This window comes from Megasphaera sp. (assembly GCF_047831605.1).
Classification (GTDB): domain Bacteria; phylum Bacillota; class Negativicutes; order Veillonellales; family Megasphaeraceae; genus Megasphaera; species Megasphaera intestinihominis.
Window position 1 is genome coordinate 615,258 of sequence record NZ_CP181255.1, and the last position, 21,508, is coordinate 636,765.

The window sequence follows — 21,508 nt, forward strand, 5'->3', positions numbered from 1 at the left end:
TTTGTCAATCATTTTTTCCGGTCTGGCCCGATGAATTCCCGCAACAGCGAATTGGGCGGTACGACGGACGAGTCGATGCCCTTGAAGGGCTTGAGGAACCGCAGGAGCCGCCGGGCTTCGGCGTAATGGACGCTGCCCTTGTCGATAGATTCCAGGAGCGGTTCGGCATAGGGCTTGAGGACAGACAGTTCATAAGGCAAAGCCGTGTTGAAAATCGTATCGGCATCTTCCTGATAGGGATAGATGTTCTTTTCTTCGCCGCGGCGGACGTCAGTCCAGATATCCATGGTCGCCATGGGCCCGCGGTCGCGGAACTGCTGGTCCCGGACCATGCGGCGGATGATGCGCGTATCCGACGTGGAAATGCGGTTGTGGTCGTTAATGCGTATCTGCGTCAGGACGCCCAGGGAAATCTTGACCTTTTCATAGCGCGGCAGCATGTAGGTCAGGGAATCGTTCAAGGCGTGGAGGCCTTCGACGACGATGGGCTGGCCTTTTTCCAGGACTGTCGGCTTGTCGTCGAAATGGCGGTGGCCTGTGACGAAATCGAAGCGGGCCAGGTGGACTTCCTTGCCCTGGTTGAGGTCATCGATCTGCTGGTTGAAGAGCGGTACGTCGATAGCCCGCAGGGACTCGAAGTCATAGCTGCCGTCGGGATTCTTCGGCGTATCTTCGCGGTTATAGAAGTAATCGTCCAAGGAAATGCCGATAGGCCGCAGGCCGTTGACGCGGAGCTGCGTCGTCAGGCGCTTGCAGAACGTCGTCTTGCCTGCCGACGACGGGCCGGCGATGAGGACGACCTTGACCTTCGGCCGGCGGCTGACGATATAGTCGGCCAGCTGGCCCAGCTTCTTTTCCTGCAGGGCTTCGGCCATGTCGACCATATCCTGTATGGTCCCGTTCTCGATGTAATGATTCAAGTCATAGACGTATTCGCAGCGGACGATGCGCCCCCATTCTTCAGCATCCAGGAAGAGGCGGGCCATCTTGGGGATTTCCTTGTATTCCGGCAATTCATTGGGATTGTCGACGGTCGGCGTTTCCAGGATGACGCCGGGCGCATAGGACCGCAGGTTGAAGCAGGTCACATAGCCCATGCTGGGCAGGAGAGGCCCCATATAGTAGTCAAAGGTCTGGCCGCACTGATAGGCCATGATATGGGTGACGTCGACGTGGCGCAGGAGTTCCGCTTCCCGCATCATATGGCGGTTGCGGCACATTTCCATAGCCGTTTCGGCGCTGGCGATGACCTGGGAAATGGGTTCATCTTGTTCGACGATTTCGTGCATGCGCTTCTTGATGATGTCCACGTCGTGGACGGTGACGGTGTGGCCGATTTCCAGTTCGCAGTACAAGGCCTTGCGCAGGGCATGCTTGACCAGGACCTTGCCGTCGGGATAGAGGTCGCTGACGGCGCGGACCAGGAGGAAGATGGCCGTGCGGATGATGCACTGATTGCCTTCCATGGTATTGATGGGCAGCCAGTCTACGTCGCCGCTCTGGCCGACCTTGGTCTGGAGGCCGACACATTCGTTATTGTATAAGGCCGCTGCAATGGGCATGTCGTCGTGCTGGCAATACTGTTCACAGACCTGCTGCAGCGTCACTCCTTCCTTGACTTCATAGGAATTCCCTGATTTCACATCGTGTAAAGTAATCACAGGAATCACGCTCCTTTTCTTTCGGTAATAGCATATTCATTATACCATATTTTTGCAGCCTGCGGCAGATGCGCCGAAAGGCTGAACGCCTAACGCAGACTGTGGTATAATAAGAAAAATAGGATTTCGTGTAGTAAGGAAGGATAATCTATGAGAAAAAGAGTGCTTACCTTATGGGATGGCAAAGTCTTCCTGGCCCTGGTCGTCCTCATGGGCTGTATCCTAGCAGGGATTGCGTCATATCAGCACGTCTATATGAAAACGCCCGATTATGCCGTCTCCCAGGTCATCCGTGCCGCCCGGGACGGGGATATGGAGACCTTCAGCCGCCACGTCGATGAAGGGGCCCTGAGCGGCCAGTTCTTCGATGCCCTCGTGTCCCATACGTCGGACAGTACGGATGAATTCTTTTTGCTGAATATCATCCGCTCGCCGTTGCGGGCTTCTTTCATCACCACAGCCGACCTCTACCTGAACTGGACGCTGGCCGGGAGTACGGACAATGACGAATATCAGAAGACGGCCGATAACCTGCAGCGCACCTTGAAGAGTGCCGGCCTGGCCGTCCCCCTGGCGGGCTGGCACCTCGACGGCGCCGACTGGAGCCATGACAATACAGTGAAGCTCTACTTGTACAACGACCGCCTGGGCGCGACCGTCCCCTGTACGGTCACGCTGGAACAGACGCCGTCCCAGACCTGGATGATCACGGGCCTGGCCGACCCGGAAGCCTTCCTCAACGACTTGCGCGATGTCATGAAGAAAGAATTGGCAGCCTACAACAAGCCGGTCCAGCAAAAAATCGACGCCATCATGACTGTCCGCGACGTCTCTTCCAAAATCGTCACCGGCCAGGGCCGCACCTTCCTGCGCCTGAGCTATACGCCGGTCTTCCGCAAGGACCGCAATGACATCGCTTCTGTCAAAGCCGTCTACACCCTGCGCCGGGACAGCGATAAAGCCGTCCTCTATACGTCGCCCCTGCGCCTGTCGACATCGGCGGAAAAACGGACCCATGAGAGCCAGTTCCTGCTCAATCCCCTCATCCCGTCACAGTACAGCCTCATCCGTTCGCAGACCCTGGACGGCATGACCAGCGAACTCCACCTCACGGCCATCACCCTCAAAGACGGCACAGAATTGGCATTGGCCGACACGTTGCCGGAAAAATAAGAAAAGGGCCTGTCGCATGTGCGACAAGCCCTTTTTAGTGGCTAGTGGTTAGCTGTTAGTGGTTAGCGGATGGCTTTAAATTTACTGTAGGGTCGCCACGTGGGGCGCCCGCTCTGTGATATGTACGATTTTATTACCCAACCAGTTTGCTAGAAGAATCGTCCAAATCCCTAACGGGTCGCCCACGCGGCGACCCCTACAAACAAAGCCTTTATACACTAATTCCCGCCTGAACAGATTTCGATGATCTTCGGTTTGGAATTTTCGGCTTTCGACAGGGAACGGTCGAAGAGTTTGACGCCGACGGCGCCGATGAGGAAGCCGATGATGCCGCCGATGACAGCCGTCTGGACTGTATCGAAGCCCTGGGCCAGGGCCAGGAAATGACCGGCAAAGGCGCCGGCGGCACAGACCAAGAGGGGCATGACGAAACAGATGAAAGCGCCGATGACGATGTTGACATCGCGGAATTCGAATTTGACGTGCTGGCCGACTTTGACGCCTAACGGGTCGACAGCCGTGACGACGATGTTTTCAGCCCCTTCGCAGGCGCCGCAGGCGATGCAGTCGGAATGGCGGCCGACCTTGATTTCGGCCGTGCCTTTTTCTTTTATAGAAATAATCGTACCTTCTTCAATTTTCATAGGAATCCCTTCTTTCTGTGCCTATTATAGCATGGCCTTTTCATTCAATCAATACTATTTTCGTGTAGTTTCAAACATAGCACCATCAGGAGATTCCCCCTTTATTCCATAGCGGGCGCCCCACGGGTCGCCCCTACTAGCCTTATGGCATACGCCTATTCCTTCAATCATTCTATTTTCGTGTAGTTTATAGTCGTCGTAAAAAAAGGCGCTGTCCCATGAAGACAGCGCCTTTTTTCTGTAGGGGCGCCCACGTGGGGCGCCCGCTCACGCAAATCATCCAGTTCACAAGTATCTCACATATACCTACAAACTCCGTACTACAAGCTTTAAAGAGAAAAGAGCCTTGCATGATGGCAAAAGCCTTCGTGCAACGGCCCTTTTTTAGCAGTCAGCTGTTGGTTGTGAACGTACTCCCGCCTAGAGAGGCGGGAGCTTCCTGCTTCAACGAGAACAGCGCTACTGACTCCAAAGAGTTGCGGCGGCTTACACTCTCTCCACAGGCGTAGATTCCCGTGCGCCCCACGGTATTTTATGGATTACGTCAGGCAGATATCCGCCTGGCTTCTTCCCGAATATTTATGGCAGCGTTCTTATCGCGATTATGGTGACTGCCACATTTCGGGCAATCCCATTCCCTTACAGATAAGTCCTTGGTTTCGTGGTTCTGATATCCGCAAACATGGCACAGTTGGCTGCTTGGATACCACTTGTCTATCTTGATAAGCTGTTTGCCTTGCCAAGCCAACTTATATTCCAGCATGTTCGTGAACAGATTCCAGCCATTGTCAGCTACGGATTTGCCAAAACTGAACTTGCCACCCTTTTTCCGCTTTGCCATCGCTTTGACGCTAATATCCTCAATGCCAATGACATCATAGCGGTCTGCAAGGTAGCGAGCCTTCTTATGCAGGAAATCCTGCCGTTGATTGGCCACTTTCTCATGGAGAATAGCTACACGCAGCCTTTGTTTTTCTCTGTTATGACTTTCTTTCTGCTTTTGGGATAGCTTCCGCTGTGCCTTAGCCAATCTCTTCTCTGCCTTTCGCAGGAAATCGGGATACTTAGCCTCATCCTCATCGGAAGCCACATACAAGCCGTGCATCGCAAAATCCAGGCCCAGGAAGGTCTTCGGTATGACAGGGAGTATTTGGTTTTCATACTCCACCAGCATACTGATATAGTACTTTCCGGATGGCGTCTTGCTGATGGTCACGGTCTTTATGATACTGTTCTCCGGCAAGGGACGATGCTGGCATAGTTTCACCCAGCCGACTTTCGGCAGTTTCACCTTATGGCCCTCGATTCGGACAGAGCCTTTCTGGTTGTTCGTAGAATACGAAGCACGACAATTTTTCTTTGACTTGAAGCGCGGCTTGCCGAAATGCTGGCTGTCATTCCAAAAGTGGCTGTAGGCCTTATTCAGGTTCATTTGGGCATTAGCAAGGGCTAAACTATCTACTTCCTTTAACCAAGGGAATTCTTCCTTGTACTGCGCAGGCGTGTTATTCAGCTTTTGGCCGGTTTCCTTATAATAGTCAATGCGGTCACTCAGCATCTTGTTGTAGATGAATCGGACACACCCAAAGGTCTTGGCAAACGTAATTTTCTGTTCCGTTGTCGGATAGATTCTGTATCGGTATGCCTTATTCACTATCATCACCTGCCTTGACTTTCCAAATCCTTTCACTCTTACTACTGATTATACTGCAAATCAACTTGTGAAGCCATTGTTTTTCTGATGGCATCGAGCCCTCAGAAAAACCTGCAATTCATCTCACCGCCTAAAGAGGCGGGAGACTTCTTGCAGAATCAGGTTAAATTTTTAGCCACCCACTACAAACGATAACGTCATACAAAAAATTCACGCGGTCCGCCCGTTGGGACGGCCCCTACGAGTCACGAGCTATAACGTTATTACACAGGATTCACGCGGGCCGCCTAGCCTCTGCTGTCCGTTCCAGCAACCATCTTGCGCCTTCCGTTGGTCGGCACCCGATGGGCTGGAAAGGCTTCAGGACGGCCCCTACGAACCACGAACAACTTCCTTCAGGAACTGGCGGAACGGGGCGGCCAGGTCCGGGCGGCGCAGGGCGTATTCGACGTTGGCTTTGAGGAAGCCCAGTTTATCGCCTACGTCGTAGCGTTTGCCTTCAAAGCAGTAGGCATAGACGGCTTCGCGGCTGGCCATGGTCTGCAAGGCGTCGGTGAGCTGGATTTCCCCGCCCTTGCCCGGCTGGGTATGGGCCAGGATTTCAAAGATGTCCGGCGTGACGATATAGCGGCCCAGGACGGCCGTCCGGCTCGGTGCTTCTTCGATGGCCGGCTTTTCGACGACGCGGTTGACTTTCAGGATGTCCTTCCCTTCGACAGGTGTCCCCTGGACGATGCCGTAAGACGACACTTTTTCTAAAGGCACTTCCTGACAGCCCAGGATGGTCGCATCGAGGTCGTTGTACAAGTCGATCATCTGGCGCAGGGCCGGATTGGTTTCATTGTAGACGACGTCGTCGCCGAGGAGGATGGCAAAGGGTTCATCGGCAATGAAGGACTGGGCGCAGAGAATGGCGTCGCCCAAGCCCCGCATGTGTTTCTGCCGGATGTAGTGGATATTGATTTCAGAGATACTGCGGACCATGTTCAGAAGCCCCATCTTATGGCTTTCTTCCAGGTGCAGTTCCAGGCCCGGATTGGTATCGAAATGGTCTTCAATGGCCCGTTTGGCATGGCCGCTGATGATGAGGATTTCTTCGATGCCGCTCTGCAGGGCTTCTTCGACGATATACTGGATGGTCGGTTTATCGACGATAGGCAGCATTTCTTTCGGTGTCGCCTTCGTCGCCGGCAGGAAACGGGTGCCGAACCCGGCCGCCGGGATGACGGCTTTACGGATTTTTTTCACAACGATGCTCCTTATTCAAACCAGCGGGACAAATCGAATTCTTCGCCAATGATTTCCTTGACGAAGCCCTGAGCCAAGTACAGGCCCAGGAGCGACAGCGTCGATACGCGCAGCAGCGAGCTGTCCCAGATATCGCCCAAGTCGGCCAGGACCGGCGAAATATCTTCCATGATGTCCAGGGCTTCTTCGCCGCTGAAGTTGGCCGGGCGTTTCTTGGCCAGGCGCAGGATGTGGTCCTGCATGTTGCGGTCGTTGATGCCGGTCATGCGGAAGAAGCGTTTGGCCATGCTTTCATCGACCATGGCCAGTTTGACCAGTGGCGAATTGAAGGACGGGACGATGAATTCATCGGGGATGCGCTTGCCTTTGAGGGCTTTGCGCAATTCTTCTTCTGTGAAACCGCGGTAGCGGAACAAGAGCGGATACGAATCGGACAGGATTTCGGCAAAATGCGTTTCCTTGGCTTCAAAAGCCGTGCAGTGCAAGTAATCGAGCTGCTGGTAGTAAGGCCGTTCCGTCGGGAATCCATCCAGGAAGGGATAGACGTACTTGTCGATATAGCGGCAGAACGAATCCTTGTCGACGTTATGGGAGTTGCGCGAATACAGGAACAATAAGAGAATCGCCAGGATCTGGTAATGGCCCTGGGTCAAATAGGGCATGACCTTCAAGGCATCGATGGCGACCAGATGGCGCGTCGAAATGGGCGAGCAGTGGACGATATCGTAAAAGGCCTGCAGGGCAATGGTGCCGACGTAATCATCGGGATGAGCGGCATAGGCTTTCTGGACGTTCTGCAAGGCTTCCTGGACGATGAGCGGTGCCAGGGCCTGCTGCCGTTCCGTATCGGTCTGGCAGCCGATCTGGTCAAAGGCCGCCGACGTGATGTATTCCGTCTGCTGCTGCAGTTCCGGTGAAACGACGCCGTACTGGCGCAGGAAGTGAGAGACGCACTGGCGGACGACAGGCGAATCGACAGTGCTTTCCGATTCCCATACGGACGCATAGTGCGGCGCATTGCCCAGTGACGGGTTGCGCGTATCGGTCCCGGACGTATTGGAATCCCACGACGTCTGGGACGGTTTGACGACCGGTGCCGGCTTGACGACAGGTGTCGCTTTTTCCTGGGACTTGTGGGCCCGGATGGGCGGCATAACCATCGTTTCTTCCGGGACGGCTTTCTTCTTGGCCGTCATGGCCGAGTCGATGTGGATCGGTTCCATGCGCTGGGTCTGTTCCAGCTGGGAAGCGACGGCTTTCATGCCTTCGCTGACGACAGGTCCTTCCAGGACCTGTGTCGCTTCGGATACGGCCCGTTTCTTGGCGGCAGCCGGTGCGTCGGTGACGGCTTTGGCTGTGCCGGCGGCTTTGGCCGTTTCGGCCATGACGTCGCGGAGAATGTGCTTGCGGTGCGTGTCTTTCGGCGCTTCTGTTTCAGATGCTGCCGGTTCAGCTGCCGGGGCAGCCTGTTTCCTGGCGGCCGGGGCGGCGCCGCCATCTTTAGCGGCCAGGTCAGCCGAGACGATGGCGGCCATATCAGCCAGGGGCGGCTTGTCTTCTTCGGTCTGGGCTACTTCTTCGGCCCAGCGTGCCCGTTCTTCCCGGCGGGCATTGGCTTCCTTGGCCGCAGCGGCTTCGCGGCGGGCCTGTTCGCGCCGTTCCCGGTTGCGGGCCAGCTGCTGTTCCTGGGCTTCTTTTTCCTGTTCGGCCTGGCGCTGACGGGCTAGTTTGGCTTCTTCCTCGCGGGCCTTATAGGCAGCGGCTTCTTCTTTGTCTACCTTTTCCATGGCTTCCAGGATTTCATCGCGGGACAGGACGCGCGTCGCATCGAGGTCATCCGCATTGGGGCCCTTGTGGACCGGAGGTTCCTGGGCTTTGGGAGCTTCTTTATAGACGATTCGGCTATTGCGGCGGACGGCTTCGCCTTTGGTCGTGACAAAGGCCGTTTCTTCCGGATGCTCCCGCCGTTCGCCCAGCGTCATTTTCGGGACCTGCGGCAAGGGGGCTGTTTCTTCGTCGTCCGCTTCCTTCGGTAATTGTCTGGCATGCTTAACTGTTGCCGGGCTGCGGTGCTGGACCCTGCGCAGCGGCTGCGGCTCGCCGTCGTAGCGCGTCTTCGTCTTCGTGTTCCCTTTCTTCTCCGTTTGGGGACTACTCTCGGAGTGCCCTCCGCCGGAATACATAATATAACAAATTACAAAAAAGACGATTGCTATGCCCGCTATGATAGCGTACGGCAAAAAGTTTGTCATGTCATCCTCTCCTCTATTTTATCAAACTTCTTTCCCCATTGTAGCATAAGATGACGGCATGAGCTACTCCCTATTGCCGATTAATTCGCACTTTCGTATAATAAAAGAGTAAACTGATTTTTTGTCCTTCAAAGGAGTCTTTTTCATGGAAAAATATAAAGCCATCGTCTTCGACATGGACGGCACCGTCCTGGACACGCTGGACGAATTGACGAAAAGCCTGAACTATGTTTTTGCCCGTCACGGCCTGCCTGCCCTGACGCAGGATGCCATCCGTCCCTGCCTGGGCTTCGGCTACGACGGCTTCATCGACAAAGCCGCACCGGACGCGCCGGAATCCCTGCGGCGGACGATGACGGAAAAGTTCATCGCCTATTACAGCGCCCACTGCCAGACGACGACCTTTCCCTACGACGGCATTCCCCAGGTCCTGGGCCGGCTCAAGGCGGCCGGCTACCACATGGCTATCGTCTCCAACAAAGGCCAAGGTGCCGTATCGGAACTGCACGATGAATACTTCAAAGACTATGTCGATTTCTCCTTGGGTGAAACGCCGATGTACCGCAAAAAGCCGGCTCCGGACATGGTCTGGGAAGCCCTGAAGCGCCTGGGCTGTGCCAAAGACGACGCCATCTACGTCGGCGACTCGGAAGTCGACAAAGAAACAGCCGATAACGCCGGCCTCGACGCAGCCCTGGTCACCTGGGGCTTCCGCGACCGGGACTTCCTGGAATCCCTCCAGCCGACATACCTCATCGACACGCGGGAAGAATTGGGAGAACTCTTCGGAGTATGAGGTTCCGTGGCTCGTGGCTCGTAAGGGCCGTCCCAAAGGGCGGCCCGCCTTGGGGCTAGGGGTTAGGGGCTAGGAGTTAGTGGCTCGTGGCTCTGCACTAGTCAACAAAAACTGGACACAAAAAACAAAATTTTTTTCAGATTCAATCCTAAGTTTGGACAGCTCCGTATTGTTCACGATACTGTCGTGGTGTTAAGTACCCTAAGGAATAAGCTGGTCGCTCTTCATTGAAGAACTGGACGTATCGGGCTACGCTCTTGGGGACGTCTGTCTTATCTTCAAGATGGAAATCCACGGAGAGCTCGGTCTTGATCCAGCCATTGATGGACTCCATCGCTGCGTTATCTGTCGGCGTTCCGGCCCGTGACATGGAGTGCTGGATATTGTACATGGGAAGCAGCTCGTTAAAGGCCTTAGAGGCGTAGACAGAGCCTTGGTTCGTGTGCAGGACCATCTTGCAATCCGGGCATTTTGCTTTCAGCTCCAGGATGTCCCGCAGGCCGCTCAGATACGTTTCCCGGTCACCGCGTTTGCTTGAAAGGGAATACGCCAGAATCTCATTATTCCAAAGATCCATGTACAGCGTCAGTTCATAATATTCGTCCTTCACCCGGAAGGCTGTCATATCACTCACCACACACTGCAGTGGTCCGGTAATATTGAGTCCAGCCATTAACAGATTGGGGAATACGCGATTCCTGGCACCGGGTTTCCAGTAATGACAGCGCCGGCTTTCGCTCTTGATACCAACCGCCTTGCAGCATTTATGTGCATAGGGATTCGACATGACCCGACCTGTATCCAGGCGAATCTTAGCATTCAACCAACGATATCCATGTGACGGAAATTTCTTATGGTAACAGCAGTTTACAGCTTTTAAGCCGCTTGCGAATCGCCCCAAGCCAATGCTTTGCAAGGCTTTGAGCAATGCGCTTGAATTTATGTTACTTTGGGCTTTGGACACCAAAGTGGCGAAAAATACTTCCTTGTGGATCTGTCGACTCAGCGCGTGCCGCAGCTCTTGTGGGCTCTTGTCCTGGTAGGTGCTTAGTTTCTCGTCCTCGTACGGCAGGATCTTCATGAGAGCGTGCCCGGCATTCGTCAGGTTCAGCAGATGCTCAATCGCAGTCTTTGTGCGAACTTTGTAACTGCCAAGCTCCCAAAACATCTTCTGCTCGTAGTAATTCGTCTCAATGACCCAGCGAAGCTTGTAGAGCTTGAGCGGGTAAAACGTCATGAGCTTGGAGCTGGTGTCACGGAGGGTCTTGCTTTCCTGCCAAGCAATACTCATGTGCAGGGCCATCGGGTCCACGGTGCTGAAAAAGAGACGGCGAGAACCGCTCTTGCTCAGGGTCACATAGGCATGGACGGTTCGATCACCAAAGATGTGTGTCTTCACCAGCTGGTGGGAGACAAGATAACCATCCATTTTGTAAGGGTAGTTCTCGGGCGCAACGGGAATCTCGTCCAGCTTCAAGCGCCTGCAGTACTTTGGCGGACGGCCGCGGCGGCCTGCCGTCGAAGTTGGCAGCTCAAAGATGGCTGTATCGCGACGTGCATTGCAAATCACGTTGAGATTCGGGTAACTGAGCGCACGCGAGATCAGTTCACGCTTGGCGTACCAACTGTCAAAGAGCAGGATGACCTGGCGCTTTTCAAGGATTGGCATGACTTCATCGAGAAGTTGGCAGGCAAGTGTCAGCTTCGAGACCTCGCCGTTGCTCATGATGTAGCCAATCGGCACCGCTACATAGCGGATTTGCGACTTGCCTGCATTCTCATGAAGGACCGGCACGCTCATCGTCAGGCTGACGAAGGCATGTCCATTGAAATAGGACTTGCCTTCGTGCTTGGCGTGGTCGTACAGGATGCCCACTCCGTCGAAGTGCTTGCCCCACTTGGCAATAGTTGTGTCATCCACGCTGAGCAAGATAGGCTCCTGCCACAGCGCCCCAGGCACTATGGTAAGCGCCCGTAACGCCAAGGCTTGGCGAATGGACGCATCCGTAACAAGTCTGTTGCCAAGGGCGCGGTAATAGCTGTTGAGCGATGCGTCCGTCTGCTTCGACAGGAACTGCCGGAACAGGCAGCGCACCGACGGCGCCGACTCCAGAGCCAGTTGAGCAATGAGTAACCATGCCAGCAAATGGCGCGTCGGCCTCGTCGCAGCGGGAAACAAGGAAGAAAAAATCGTCAGGAGTTTGTCAACTGTCGACTGACTGGTGTATAATTGAGACATCACGTAGCACCTCTCGTGTTTGGTTTGTGGTGAATCTATTATACACCTGCAGGAGCTACGTGATTTTATTATGTCTTAAAAGCTGTAAACTGCTGTATTCATACAGATTTATCGTAGCGAGATGTAATGGTTTCGACAAAACATAGAGACAATGAAAGAAGCCGCTTATAAAGCGGCTTCTTTGAACATCAAGACAAATATTTCAGATATGAAAAACGCTCTTTTTTACTCAACACGATGATGATGTGGCTCGACAAAAAAGACAGAGATAACGCTATCAGGTAGATTCCCATCGACCCCAAATGAACAAAAGCATGCTTCGAACCGCCGAAAGCGATTCCAGCCAGGAAGAGCCACCATGCATGGATGTAAAAGACGAACATACTCTGCTTTCTAAGGTATCCAAAAATGGGAGAATCTTTTAGTTTGACAGCTTTTGTATACAAGAAGGTATAGTATGTAAGCGGCACTAAGAAAATGTAGCAATCATGAGAATAGCTGATTTTTGTCAGGCCGAAGAAACTACTCCCCATTGCCTCTATCATCAATAGGACAAAGAACACGGCAATGTACTGTTTCAGTCGCCGGATAGGGATATCACATGTCTTTTGTGACAGATATGCTCCCATAAAGAAGTACAGCGCACCGAAGCAGATACCATTGCGCGGCGTAACAAATATAAGCCGTAATGCCTTAAAGGCTTTATACCCCATACTACCTTCAGGGAAAATGCAGTCGAAAATTGTATAGTACTGAACACCTATGACTGCAATCATGTACCCGAACAAGGTCAGCATGAAGATTTTCCTGATACTGATCTTGAGGTACAGCAGTGTTGTCACTAGGATAGCTGCGACAAGCAACGCCTGTAAGAACCATAACTGCAAATAGGAGCCTACCATAATGGTGTCTCGAACCACCCTCACTGCTCCATGCAAGATTCCCCTATCAGGCTTCAAGACACCTGTATAGATAATAATAGGCAAATAGATGATTGTCCAAACTATATACAATCGGAAGATATGGATGAGATATTTCTTTATCCGCGGCATATCCAATTCGTGAAATGACATCTTACGGAAGAGAAGAAAGCCAGAGGCCATAAAAAAGTACGGTACTGCCACCCGTGTCAACCCGTTTGTTACAGCATAGTTCAGATTAAAGGATATATCTAAGAGTGGATGTGCATGTAGTGTCACTACAAAAATGGCCATGATGAACTTAGCGATATCAAAGCCGTTATAGCGAGTATTTACTTGTCCTATTGTATTCATTTGTCTTCCAGTACACTTCCTTACTATGAATTTGATTTCTGTGAAATTCATGTGAACATAAGAAAGTATAGCATATATGTCCCCCCCCCGCAAGACAAAACGAAGTGCACTAGTCAACAAAAACTGGACACAAAAAACAAAATTTTTTTCAGATTCAATCCTAAGTTTGGACAGCTCCGTATTGTTCACGATACTGTCGTGGTGTTAAGTACCCTAAGGAATAAGCTGGTCGCTCTTCATTGAAGAACTGGACGTATCGGGCTACGCTCTTGGGGACGTCTGTCTTATCTTCAAGATGGAAATCCACGGAGAGCTCGGTCTTGATCCAGCCATTGATGGACTCCATCGCTGCGTTATCTGTCGGCGTTCCGGCCCGTGACATGGAGTGCTGGATATTGTACATGGGAAGCAGCTCGTTAAAGGCCTTAGAGGCGTAGACAGAGCCCTGGTTCGTGTGCAGGACCATCCTGCGGGCATTTTGCTTTCAGCTCCAGGATGTCCCGCAGGCCGCTCAGATACGTTTCCCGGTCACCGCGTTTGCTTGAAAGGGAATACGCCAGAATCTCATTATTCCAAAAATCCATGTACAGCGTCAGTTCATAATATTCGTCCTTCACCCGGAAGGCTATCATATCACTCACCACACACTGCAGTGGTCCGGTAATATTGAGTCCAGCCATTAACAGATTGGGGAATACGCGATCCCTGGCACCGGGTTTCCAGTAATGACAGCGCCGGCTTTCGCTCTTGATACCAACCGCCTTGCAGCATTTATGTGCATAGGGATTCGACATGACCCGACCTGTATCCAGGCGAATCTTAGCATTCAACCAACGATATCCATGTGACGGAAATTTCTTATGGTAACAGAGAAACAAGGTGATGTTCTGAAGGAATGCTGTCCTCCGCTTTGATGGGTGCATGCAGGAATGGCGCCAGTTGTAGAAGCTGCTCCGCTGAATCCCCATGATCCGGCAAAGCCGTTTTACTGGGACTTGTCCGGAAAGCTCCGCGATTATTTGGTATTCTTCTTGACGAGCCGAAAATATTCCTTGTGCGCACCACTCCCCTTCACGATGTACCCTTTTTTTAAGCGAGCCTCGTTGACTTTCGATTTGATTAACTCATCCAAGAGCTCATCTTTGGACATATTCTGATAACTTTCCCAGGATTCTGGCAAGACGGTTTCCGTGTGAATATGGCAGGGATGCTCGTGAGCTTTCTTTGGCGGCAAGTGAGACGTGTCACGATACTCTCGCATATAGCTTCTCGCGGTTTCTGCACTGATACCGTAGATGGAAGCAGCTTCGTAACGAGTGAGCTCGTTATGGTAGGTCTTACGGCCGATGTCCAGCCGCTCTTCCGGTGTGTATTTCATGGCAAACCTCCTGACTAAAAGGGAAAATGATTCAAAACGGACATTTCTTAGCATTCATGATACGCTTGTACATGCCCATTTTCTACCCCCTTAGTGTCCAGTTTTAGTTTACCACTTCACTCGTAGGGGCCGTCCCAAAGGGCGGCCCGCCTTGGGGCTAGGGGGTAGTGGCTCGTGGTTAGTGGCTCGTGGCTCGTGGCTAGCGTAAAAAAAAGCTGTCCTATGAGGACAGCTTTTTTTTGCGGCCTGCGAACTGCGGCCTGCGGGACGCCCTTTGGGCGTCCCCTACAAATCACTTCATCACATCGTTCTGGACGGAGGTGATGGCGCTCGATGTGGCGTCGTCTAAGAGTTTGGAATAGAGTTGTTTCGTTTCTTTTTTCGTGTTTTCTGTCGTCACAGGGGCTTCTTCCGCAGTGTCTGTCTGTCCGGCTACCTGGACGATGGGAGCTTTCCCGGCGATGGGAGCCGTTTCCAGGCGGACCCGGCCGGCGCCGACGCGTTTGGCCAGTTCAGCCAGCGTCGCCTTGCTGACGGGATGGCGGACGGTGAGGACGACTTGTTCATTGACGTAGTCCGGCAGGGCGCCGACGTAGTTCTGGACGCCTTCGTTGTCGACGACGCAATGGATGGCCTTATTCATGAGCTGGCTGTAATCGCTGTGGCTCAGGGATACGCGGCGTATCTTGACGGCCTGCGGTTTGGCTACGTCCGTGTTGATGCGCTGCTGCAAGTATTTGCTGGGAGCGCCTTTGATGCCCAGGACCAGCGTATCGCCATCCCAGTACATCGTACCGCTGCGGAAGTAGATCGGCACTGAGCCGTATTCGGCATTGATGGCCTTGATGAGCTGCGATTCGACCTGGACATGAGACGTATAGTCCCCGTCGGAGTGCATGAGGCGGTAAAATACCTGGGCGGCATCGGCCCGGGTCATGCCTTCTTTGGGATGGAAATAGTTATCTGCCGGCACCATGATGTTCTTGCTGTGCAGGACGTCGATGGCCCTGGCGTAAGCCGGCGCAATCGACGCGGCATCGGCATAGGGCTTGACGGCCTGGTCCGGGTCGGCCAGCTGATTGTACTGCAAGTAGCGGTAGATGACGTCGGCAAATTCTTCGCGGCTCACCGGTTCTTCGGGATGGAAATTCCCATCCTGATAGCCTGCCAGGATACCCTGGGCGGCGACGCTGTTCATGGCATCACCAGCCGTGCCCGACGGCACATCGTGGGCACCGGCCGCTTCCACCGGTGCCAGGGGGATATTGGCTGCCGAATTATAGAGCAGCTGGGCCAGGTCGCCGCGGGTCAGGACCCGGTTTGGCTCAAAGGTATCCCCTGTGATGAAGGTCAGGCACTGCGTATCATAGAGGTAATCGACAGCCGCGCGGTCGGTCAGGCTGCCCAGGTCTGTATAAGGGGCATCGGCCGAAACGGCACTGACGGACAAGATGGCCGCAGCTGCCAGGATGGCAGCGATTTTATTCCGTACCATGGAAATCCTCCTCTGCTGCGATTACTGAATGACGATGCGAAGGGCACTGCCCAGGGCTTTATTGAGGTTGTTCTGTGTTTCTTTGGAAATGGAGCTGACTGTGAGGACGACTTTTTCATTGAGGTAATCCGGTTCCGTCGAAACGGTAGCATTCGTCGCTTCCGTAGCCTTGTAAATTTTTTCGGCCTGGGCCATGAGGTTCTTATAGTCGTCATAGCTGTACGTCGATTTCTGGACATAGACCGATTCGGCCGGGATATCCTTGTCGGCAGCAATGGCATCGGCCAGTTTCTGTTTGTTCTTCGGGTCTTTGACGCCGATGTGGAGCTTGTCGCCCTGCCAGTACATGATGCCGTCAGATGCAAAGGCTTTGATTGAGCCGTAGACGTCTTTGATATCCTTGAAGGCCTTGGATTCCAGGCCGTCCTGGCTCTGCGTCGTTTCCTTGACGCCGGTCAGGATGCGGTAGAGAACGTTGACGGCTTCACCGCGGGTGACATACTGTTTCGGGTTGAACATGTTGTAGTTACCGCCCTTCATGTAACCGGCAGCGGCCAGGGCGTCGACGGCCTGACGGGCCCAGCTGGAAATCTTGGCTTCGTCGGCATAGGGAGCGGCCCCTTCGAGGGTGCTCATGCCCTTATAGGTCATGTAGTTGTAAGCGATGACAGCAAATTCTTCGCGGGTGATCTTCTGTTCCGGTTTGAACGTGCCGTTGCTGTAACCGCTCATGATCTGTTTGTCGACCAGCGAGGCGATGGCCCGTTCGGACCAGCGGCCTTTGACGTCGCTGAAGTTGGTCGTCTTGACTTTGGAATCTTCACCGATCATGTTGTTGATGATGGCAGCTGCGCCTTCACGGGTAATGTCTTCGTTCGGACGGAACTGGCCGTTCGTGCCGCTGATGTAGTGCTGGTTATAAAAATACTGGATAGCGTCTTTGCCCCAATAATTGCTGATATCCGTAATCCCCGTCGATGCGGCAAAAGCCGACGTGCCGAGGGCGGCTGTCAGGGCCGTAAGGACCATCAATTTTTTGTACTTGTTCATGATTCATTCGCTCCTATCTATGTCAGTGTCGTAAAGGATACATGGATTGCATACCTATGTTTCATATCTTATTTATTTTATCACACCCCGCCCTATTAGGGAAGGCATAGAGCCGTGATTTGCAGGCCTCAATAGGCGTCGAAGATGGCCTGTATTTTTTCCCGGTCCGTCGTGTGGGCCAGGGCCAGCTGCAAGAGGATCTTGGCCTTCTGCGGCGTCAGGGAATCGGCTGTGACCGTCCCGTCATAAGCCGGGACCTGGGTGACCATGCCGCCCAGGGCGCGGGCAGCCCGGACGACGACCAGCCCCTGTTCCATCAAGGGCTGCAAGGCCTGCCAGACCAGTTCGGGCATCTTGCCATGACCGAGACCCGTGATGACCAGTCCCGCTTTCCCCTGGGCCAGGCGGCGTACGTCGTCAGCGGTGAGGCCGACATAGGCATAGACGATGGCGACGGCTGGCAGTTCTTTAGGAGCGGCCAGGTCCGACGACCACGTATGCTTGCGCAGGGGCTGCTGGTACAGGCGGGGCCGGCCGTCCTGCATATAGCCCAGGCAGCCCATCTGGCGGCCTTTAAAAGTATCGGCATGGGTCGTATCGGTCTTTTCGACGAAGCGGGCGCTGTGGACGGTGCTGTTCATGACGATGACGACACCGTATTTTCCCAGGTCCGGCCAGGACGCGGCCTGGACCGCTTCCAGGAGGTTCAGCGGACCGTCGGCACTGATGGCCGTCGCCGGCCGCATGGAACCCGTAAGGACGACGGGCTTGATGGTGTGGACCGTGAGGTCGAGGAAATACGCCGTTTCCTCCATCGTATCCGTGCCGTGAGTGATGACGATACCGTCCACGTCTTCCCGGTCGGCTACTTCCTGGACCCGATTGGCCAGGGACAGCCATAAAGCTTCGGTCATATCCGAGCTGTCGATGTTGCAGAACTGTTCGCCCTGCACGTCGGCATAATCAGCCAGCTGGGGCACGGCTTCCAGCAGTTCATCTATCGACGTCTGACCGGCAGCATACCCCGTCAGGTCATCGGCCGACGCGGCCTTGCCGGCAATCGTCCCGCCACAGGCCAGTACATATATCTTCTTTTTTTCCATTCTCATAGCTCCCCTCTGCAATGATGATATGGTTCTACTTTACCACAAATGGGGGGTTAGTGGCTAGTAGGGGCCGTCCTGAAGTCTTTCCAGCCCATCGGGTGCCGACCAACGGAAGGCGCAAGATGGTTGCTGGAACGGACAGCAGAGGCTAGGCGGCCCGCCTTGTGACTAGTGGTTAGGGGCTAGGGGTTAGGGGCTAGCGGTTAGCGGTTAGGGGTTAGGGACTCGTGGCTCGTGGTTCGTGGCCCGCGGCTCGTGGTTCGTGGCCCGGCTCCCCTGCTAGGGGAGCTGTCAGCGCAGCTGACTGAGAGGTTGCTTTTTAACAAGAAGCCTGCGGGCCGCCAGCCACGGCTGTCCGTTCTGGCCCCCTTCCCCTCCCGCTGGTCGGTACCTGGCGGGCTAGCTGGGGAAACCACACCTATCCTGAAACGGGCTGCCCTTTGGGACGGCCCCTACGAAATCGCATGCAGGCGATGGAAATGAGCGCAGGCCGCAGTCCGCAGATGGCAGGCCGCAAAAGACACACGGCCGGCGGCCTTGTGCGTAGGGGACGCCCAAAGGGCGGGCGGCTGGCAGCTGACGGCAAGAAAAAGACCCGGCCAGGGGAGAGGGCGGGTCTTTTTCTGTCGATATATAGAATGCGTCAGTGTTCAATAGTGGAGTGAGCGCCTTCGTGGACCGAAGGTACTCTGGCTGTTTCACCAGCAGCGGCCGCAGGGGCTGCGTTCAGCGTGCCTTTCTGGGCTTTGGTGATGATGCTGTGCTTATAGCCATAGCCGAAGTAGATGACCAGGCCGATGGCCAGCCATACGATGAAGCGGATCTGCGTGACTGTCGGCAGCATGATGACCAGGATACCGCAGAAGAGGATCGACAGGATCGGTACCAGCGGTACGCAGGGGCAGCGGAACGGGCGAACGCGGTCCGGCGCTTTTTTGCGGAGGACGATGACCGATGCCGATACGATGATGAAGGCTGCCAGCGTGCCGATGTTGACCATTTCAGCGACGATGCCGATAGGTACGAGGCCGGCCAGGATGGACGACACGATGGCGACCAACAAGGAGCTGCGGACCGGCGTCTTGGTCGTCTTATTGATGTGACCGAAGAAGCGCGGCAGCAGGCCGTCGCGGGACATGACGAAGAGGATACGGCTCTGGCCGAGGCTCATGACCAGAAGGACCGACGTGAGGCCGCAGATAGCGCCGACGGAGACGGCAGCGGCACCCCAATGATAGCCGACGAGCTGCAGTGCATAGGCAACAGGAGCGGCCGTCGTCTTGAACTGTAAGTACGGGACCATGCCGGTCAGGATGGCCGATACGGCAATGTAGAGAATCGTGCAGATGATGAGCGATAAGATGATGCCCCGAGGCAAATCTTTCTGCGGGTTCTTGACTTCTTCAGCAGCCGTCGAGACGGCGTCGAAGCCGATGTAAGCAAAGAAGATGACCGAAGCGCCTGTGAAGACACCGGACCAGCCATAAGGCATGAACGGCGTCCAGTTGGCCGGTTCGACGTGGCTGATGCCGAGGGCGATGAACAGGCCGACGACAGCCAGCTTGATGACGACGATGATGTCATTGACCAGGGAGCTCTGGGTGATGCCCTTCATGTTGATCAAGGTGATGATCCAGATGATGGCCATAGCCGGCAGATTGATGAGGCCCCCTTCTTCCGGCGCCGTAATGAATTCTTTCGGCAGAGCCAATCCCAGATTGGTCAGGATATTGCCGAAATAGCCGGACCAGCCGATGGACACGGCGCTCAAGGCCAGGGTGTATTCCAAAATCAAATCCCAGCCGATGACCCAGGCCCAAAATTCGCCTAAGGCTACGTAGCCGTACGTATAGGCGCTGCCGGCTACGGGAATCATGGCGGCGAATTCAGAATAGCAAAGTGCAGCACAGCCGCAGGCCAGTGCGGCGATGATGAAGGAAATGACCAGGGCCGGGCCGGAGTAATTGGCGGCGGCAATGCCGGTCAGGACGAAGATCCCTGTGCCGACGATACAGCCGATGCCCAGCATGGTCAGGCCGAAAGTCCCCAGGACGCGGTTCATGCCGCCGTCCTGTTTCGTTTCCGACAGGAACTGGTTGATGCTTTTCGTTCGGAAAATATTCTTTGACATACCTATCCCTCCTGTTATACATCCCCTGATTATAAATGATAACAATAAAAATATAAAAACCGCAACGGTGGAAACGAATCATTTCTATCAGAAAGATTACTGATTCTTACGTTTCCGCGCCCTTGCGGTTTCTGTTTATATATACATTATACTCGTATTTTTAAATTTGTAAAGTGTATGTCGATAATTATTTTAATATTTTCCACAGAAAAAGGTTTTACCTCTTATTATTTTTAAGCAAACCTCAGTTTTTCTTTAATGGAGTTCTGCCTGGAGCCAGTTGACGGCATCGCCCATCATGTTGGTCGTGACGAAATGACCGAGATCATCGTAGACGATGGACTGGGTCTTGACGTCATCGCGCTGGGCCAGTTTTTCCAGATAGAGTTCCTGGGCAGCCCCGTCGACGACATCATCGGCACCGCCGCGGAGGGACAAGAGGGACCGGCCGCTGAGGCGGTCCATATGCGTATAGGGATCCATGGCGGCGAACTGCATCTGTATGAAACGGTAGGCCCGCGGCTTTTCGATGTGCAGGGCTGCCCGGAAGCGGCGGTCCGATTCATCCCACCAACCGGAGCCGTTCATGACGACAGCCGTCTTGAATTCCCTGAAAAGGCTCACAGCCCCTAAGGCCGTGAAGCCGCCCATGGAATGGCCCATGACGGCGATGGGCGTATCAGGCCAGTTTTCCTGTATATATTCCAGCATGACCGGTACTTCCGTCAGGTTCTGGAAGATGGTCTGCCAGAAATCGGGGTATACGACTTTCGATTCATAGTCCAGCGTGCCGCGGTGGCCATGGTTGACAGCGTCGGGAATGACGACGTCGTAGCCATAGGAAGCCAGGATGCGGCCGCGGACGGCCTGGAATTCTATCTGCGACGACCAGCCATGATAGAACAGAACGACGCCTTTCGCTTTTTCACCGGACGTAATGACCAGACCGGGGATACCCTTGATACCTACTTGTTTTTCTTGAATCATTTCCATAAATCCTCTCTATTTTTTAATTAATCGCCGGCGGTAAGCCAGCGGTTCCTGCCATATCTCCGACCAGACGAAGCCGGCGTAGAGCTCCCGCGCCTGCGGCGTCAGCTGGCTCCAGGCCGCGGGCCGGACGCGGTGCGGCACCGATACGGGAGCTATAGCCGGACGGGCCGGCACGGCAGCCGGCACGATGGGCGGCTGTGCCGGAGCTGTCGTTTCCTGTGCGGAAATCTCGTTCCCAGCCGCATCTTCCCCGGTTTCAGCCGGAGCCGGCGCCTTGGCCGGTGCGGGTTTACGCCGCGGCGGCACGGGAATCGGCCCTTTCCGCCTGGGATAGCGGCGGCGACGCCGCAGCAGGTCCGGCAGGATCGCCATGAGAGCGAAGGCCACGATGAGCCATAACATATCCATAAGGCT

General features: G+C 54.4%; 18 protein-coding genes. 2 read left to right on the forward strand and 16 right to left on the reverse strand.

What is annotated here, in order from left to right:
• Positions 1-8 precede the first annotated feature (8 nt).
• A complete protein-coding gene (locus ACFWUB_RS03070) occupies positions 9-1,661 on the reverse strand; it encodes a nucleoside kinase (RefSeq protein ID WP_020311435.1) in 1,653 nt (550 codons plus the stop codon).
• A 150-nt stretch (positions 1,662-1,811) separates the two neighbouring features.
• Here ACFWUB_RS03070 and ACFWUB_RS03075 point away from each other — a divergent pair, with 150 nt between their 5' ends.
• The gene (locus ACFWUB_RS03075) at positions 1,812-2,834 is read left to right on the forward strand and encodes a hypothetical protein (protein ID WP_239639698.1); all 1,023 of its coding nucleotides are present in this window, start codon (positions 1,812-1,814) and stop codon (positions 2,832-2,834) included.
• Positions 2,835-3,052: 218 nt separating this feature from the next.
• Here the strand turns inward: ACFWUB_RS03075 and ACFWUB_RS03080 are convergent, their stop codons facing one another.
• From ACFWUB_RS03080 to ACFWUB_RS03095, 4 genes are all read right to left on the reverse strand, one after another.
• The gene (locus tag ACFWUB_RS03080; RefSeq protein ID WP_292282035.1) at positions 3,053-3,478 is read right to left on the reverse strand and encodes a SoxR reducing system RseC family protein; all 426 of its coding nucleotides are present in this window, start codon (positions 3,476-3,478) and stop codon (positions 3,053-3,055) included.
• Positions 3,479-4,022: 544 nt separating this feature from the next.
• Positions 4,023-5,138 carry an RNA-guided endonuclease TnpB family protein gene (locus ACFWUB_RS03085; RefSeq protein ID WP_416184206.1) on the reverse strand — a complete coding sequence of 372 codons (1,116 nt, stop codon included), beginning with the start codon at positions 5,136-5,138 and terminating at the stop codon, positions 4,023-4,025.
• 366 nt (positions 5,139-5,504) lie between these two features.
• Entirely contained in the window at positions 5,505-6,380 is an 876-nt protein-coding gene (gene galU / locus ACFWUB_RS03090) for a UTP--glucose-1-phosphate uridylyltransferase GalU (RefSeq protein WP_292108371.1), read from the reverse strand.
• Between the two features lie 11 nt (positions 6,381-6,391).
• Positions 6,392-8,632: an LPO_1073/Vpar_1526 family protein gene (locus ACFWUB_RS03095; RefSeq protein ID WP_292108372.1), complete on the reverse strand. Its 2,241-nt coding sequence runs from the start codon at positions 8,630-8,632 to the stop codon at positions 6,392-6,394.
• Positions 8,633-8,777: 145 nt separating this feature from the next.
• Between ACFWUB_RS03095 and ACFWUB_RS03100 the strand changes: the two genes are divergently transcribed.
• The gene (locus tag ACFWUB_RS03100) at positions 8,778-9,428 is read left to right on the forward strand and encodes an HAD family hydrolase (protein WP_292108373.1); all 651 of its coding nucleotides are present in this window, start codon (positions 8,778-8,780) and stop codon (positions 9,426-9,428) included.
• Between the two features lie 148 nt (positions 9,429-9,576).
• Here the strand turns inward: ACFWUB_RS03100 and ACFWUB_RS03105 are convergent, their stop codons facing one another.
• The 11 genes from ACFWUB_RS03105 to ACFWUB_RS03155 form a co-directional block, all read right to left on the reverse strand.
• Positions 9,577-11,667: a transposase gene (locus ACFWUB_RS03105; protein ID WP_416184207.1), complete on the reverse strand. Its 2,091-nt coding sequence runs from the start codon at positions 11,665-11,667 to the stop codon at positions 9,577-9,579.
• A gap of 188 nt (positions 11,668-11,855) precedes the next feature.
• Positions 11,856-12,941 (reverse strand): acyltransferase family protein, encoded by a 1,086-nt coding sequence (locus tag ACFWUB_RS03110; protein WP_416184208.1) that lies wholly within the window; start codon positions 12,939-12,941, stop codon positions 11,856-11,858.
• Positions 12,942-13,101: 160 nt separating this feature from the next.
• Positions 13,102-13,407, reverse strand: a complete 306-nt coding sequence (locus ACFWUB_RS03115) for a transposase (RefSeq protein WP_416184209.1) — start codon at positions 13,405-13,407, stop codon at positions 13,102-13,104.
• Entirely contained in the window at positions 13,367-13,735 is a 369-nt protein-coding gene (locus tag ACFWUB_RS03120; protein WP_416184210.1) for a hypothetical protein, read from the reverse strand. Before ACFWUB_RS03120 ends, ACFWUB_RS03115 begins: the two co-directional genes overlap by 41 nt.
• Before the next feature lie 221 nt (positions 13,736-13,956).
• Positions 13,957-14,319 (reverse strand): hypothetical protein, encoded by a 363-nt coding sequence (locus ACFWUB_RS03125; protein ID WP_416184211.1) that lies wholly within the window; start codon positions 14,317-14,319, stop codon positions 13,957-13,959.
• Between the two features lie 292 nt (positions 14,320-14,611).
• On the reverse strand, positions 14,612-15,814 hold the full coding sequence (locus tag ACFWUB_RS03130) for an S-layer homology domain-containing protein (RefSeq protein WP_370856760.1): 1,203 nt from the start codon (positions 15,812-15,814) through the stop codon (positions 14,612-14,614).
• A gap of 21 nt (positions 15,815-15,835) precedes the next feature.
• Positions 15,836-16,864, reverse strand: coding sequence for an S-layer homology domain-containing protein (locus ACFWUB_RS03135; protein ID WP_020311011.1), 1,029 nt, complete (start codon positions 16,862-16,864; stop codon positions 15,836-15,838).
• 128 nt (positions 16,865-16,992) lie between these two features.
• Entirely contained in the window at positions 16,993-17,967 is a 975-nt protein-coding gene (locus ACFWUB_RS03140; RefSeq protein WP_020311010.1) for an asparaginase, read from the reverse strand.
• Between the two features lie 646 nt (positions 17,968-18,613).
• Positions 18,614-20,101 (reverse strand): amino acid permease, encoded by a 1,488-nt coding sequence (locus ACFWUB_RS03145; RefSeq protein ID WP_416184212.1) that lies wholly within the window; start codon positions 20,099-20,101, stop codon positions 18,614-18,616.
• A 255-nt stretch (positions 20,102-20,356) separates the two neighbouring features.
• Positions 20,357-21,094: an alpha/beta fold hydrolase gene (locus ACFWUB_RS03150; protein ID WP_292107988.1), complete on the reverse strand. Its 738-nt coding sequence runs from the start codon at positions 21,092-21,094 to the stop codon at positions 20,357-20,359.
• A 9-nt stretch (positions 21,095-21,103) separates the two neighbouring features.
• Positions 21,104-21,502: a hypothetical protein gene (locus ACFWUB_RS03155; RefSeq protein ID WP_292107986.1), complete on the reverse strand. Its 399-nt coding sequence runs from the start codon at positions 21,500-21,502 to the stop codon at positions 21,104-21,106.
• Between the last annotated feature and the right edge of the window lie 6 nt (positions 21,503-21,508).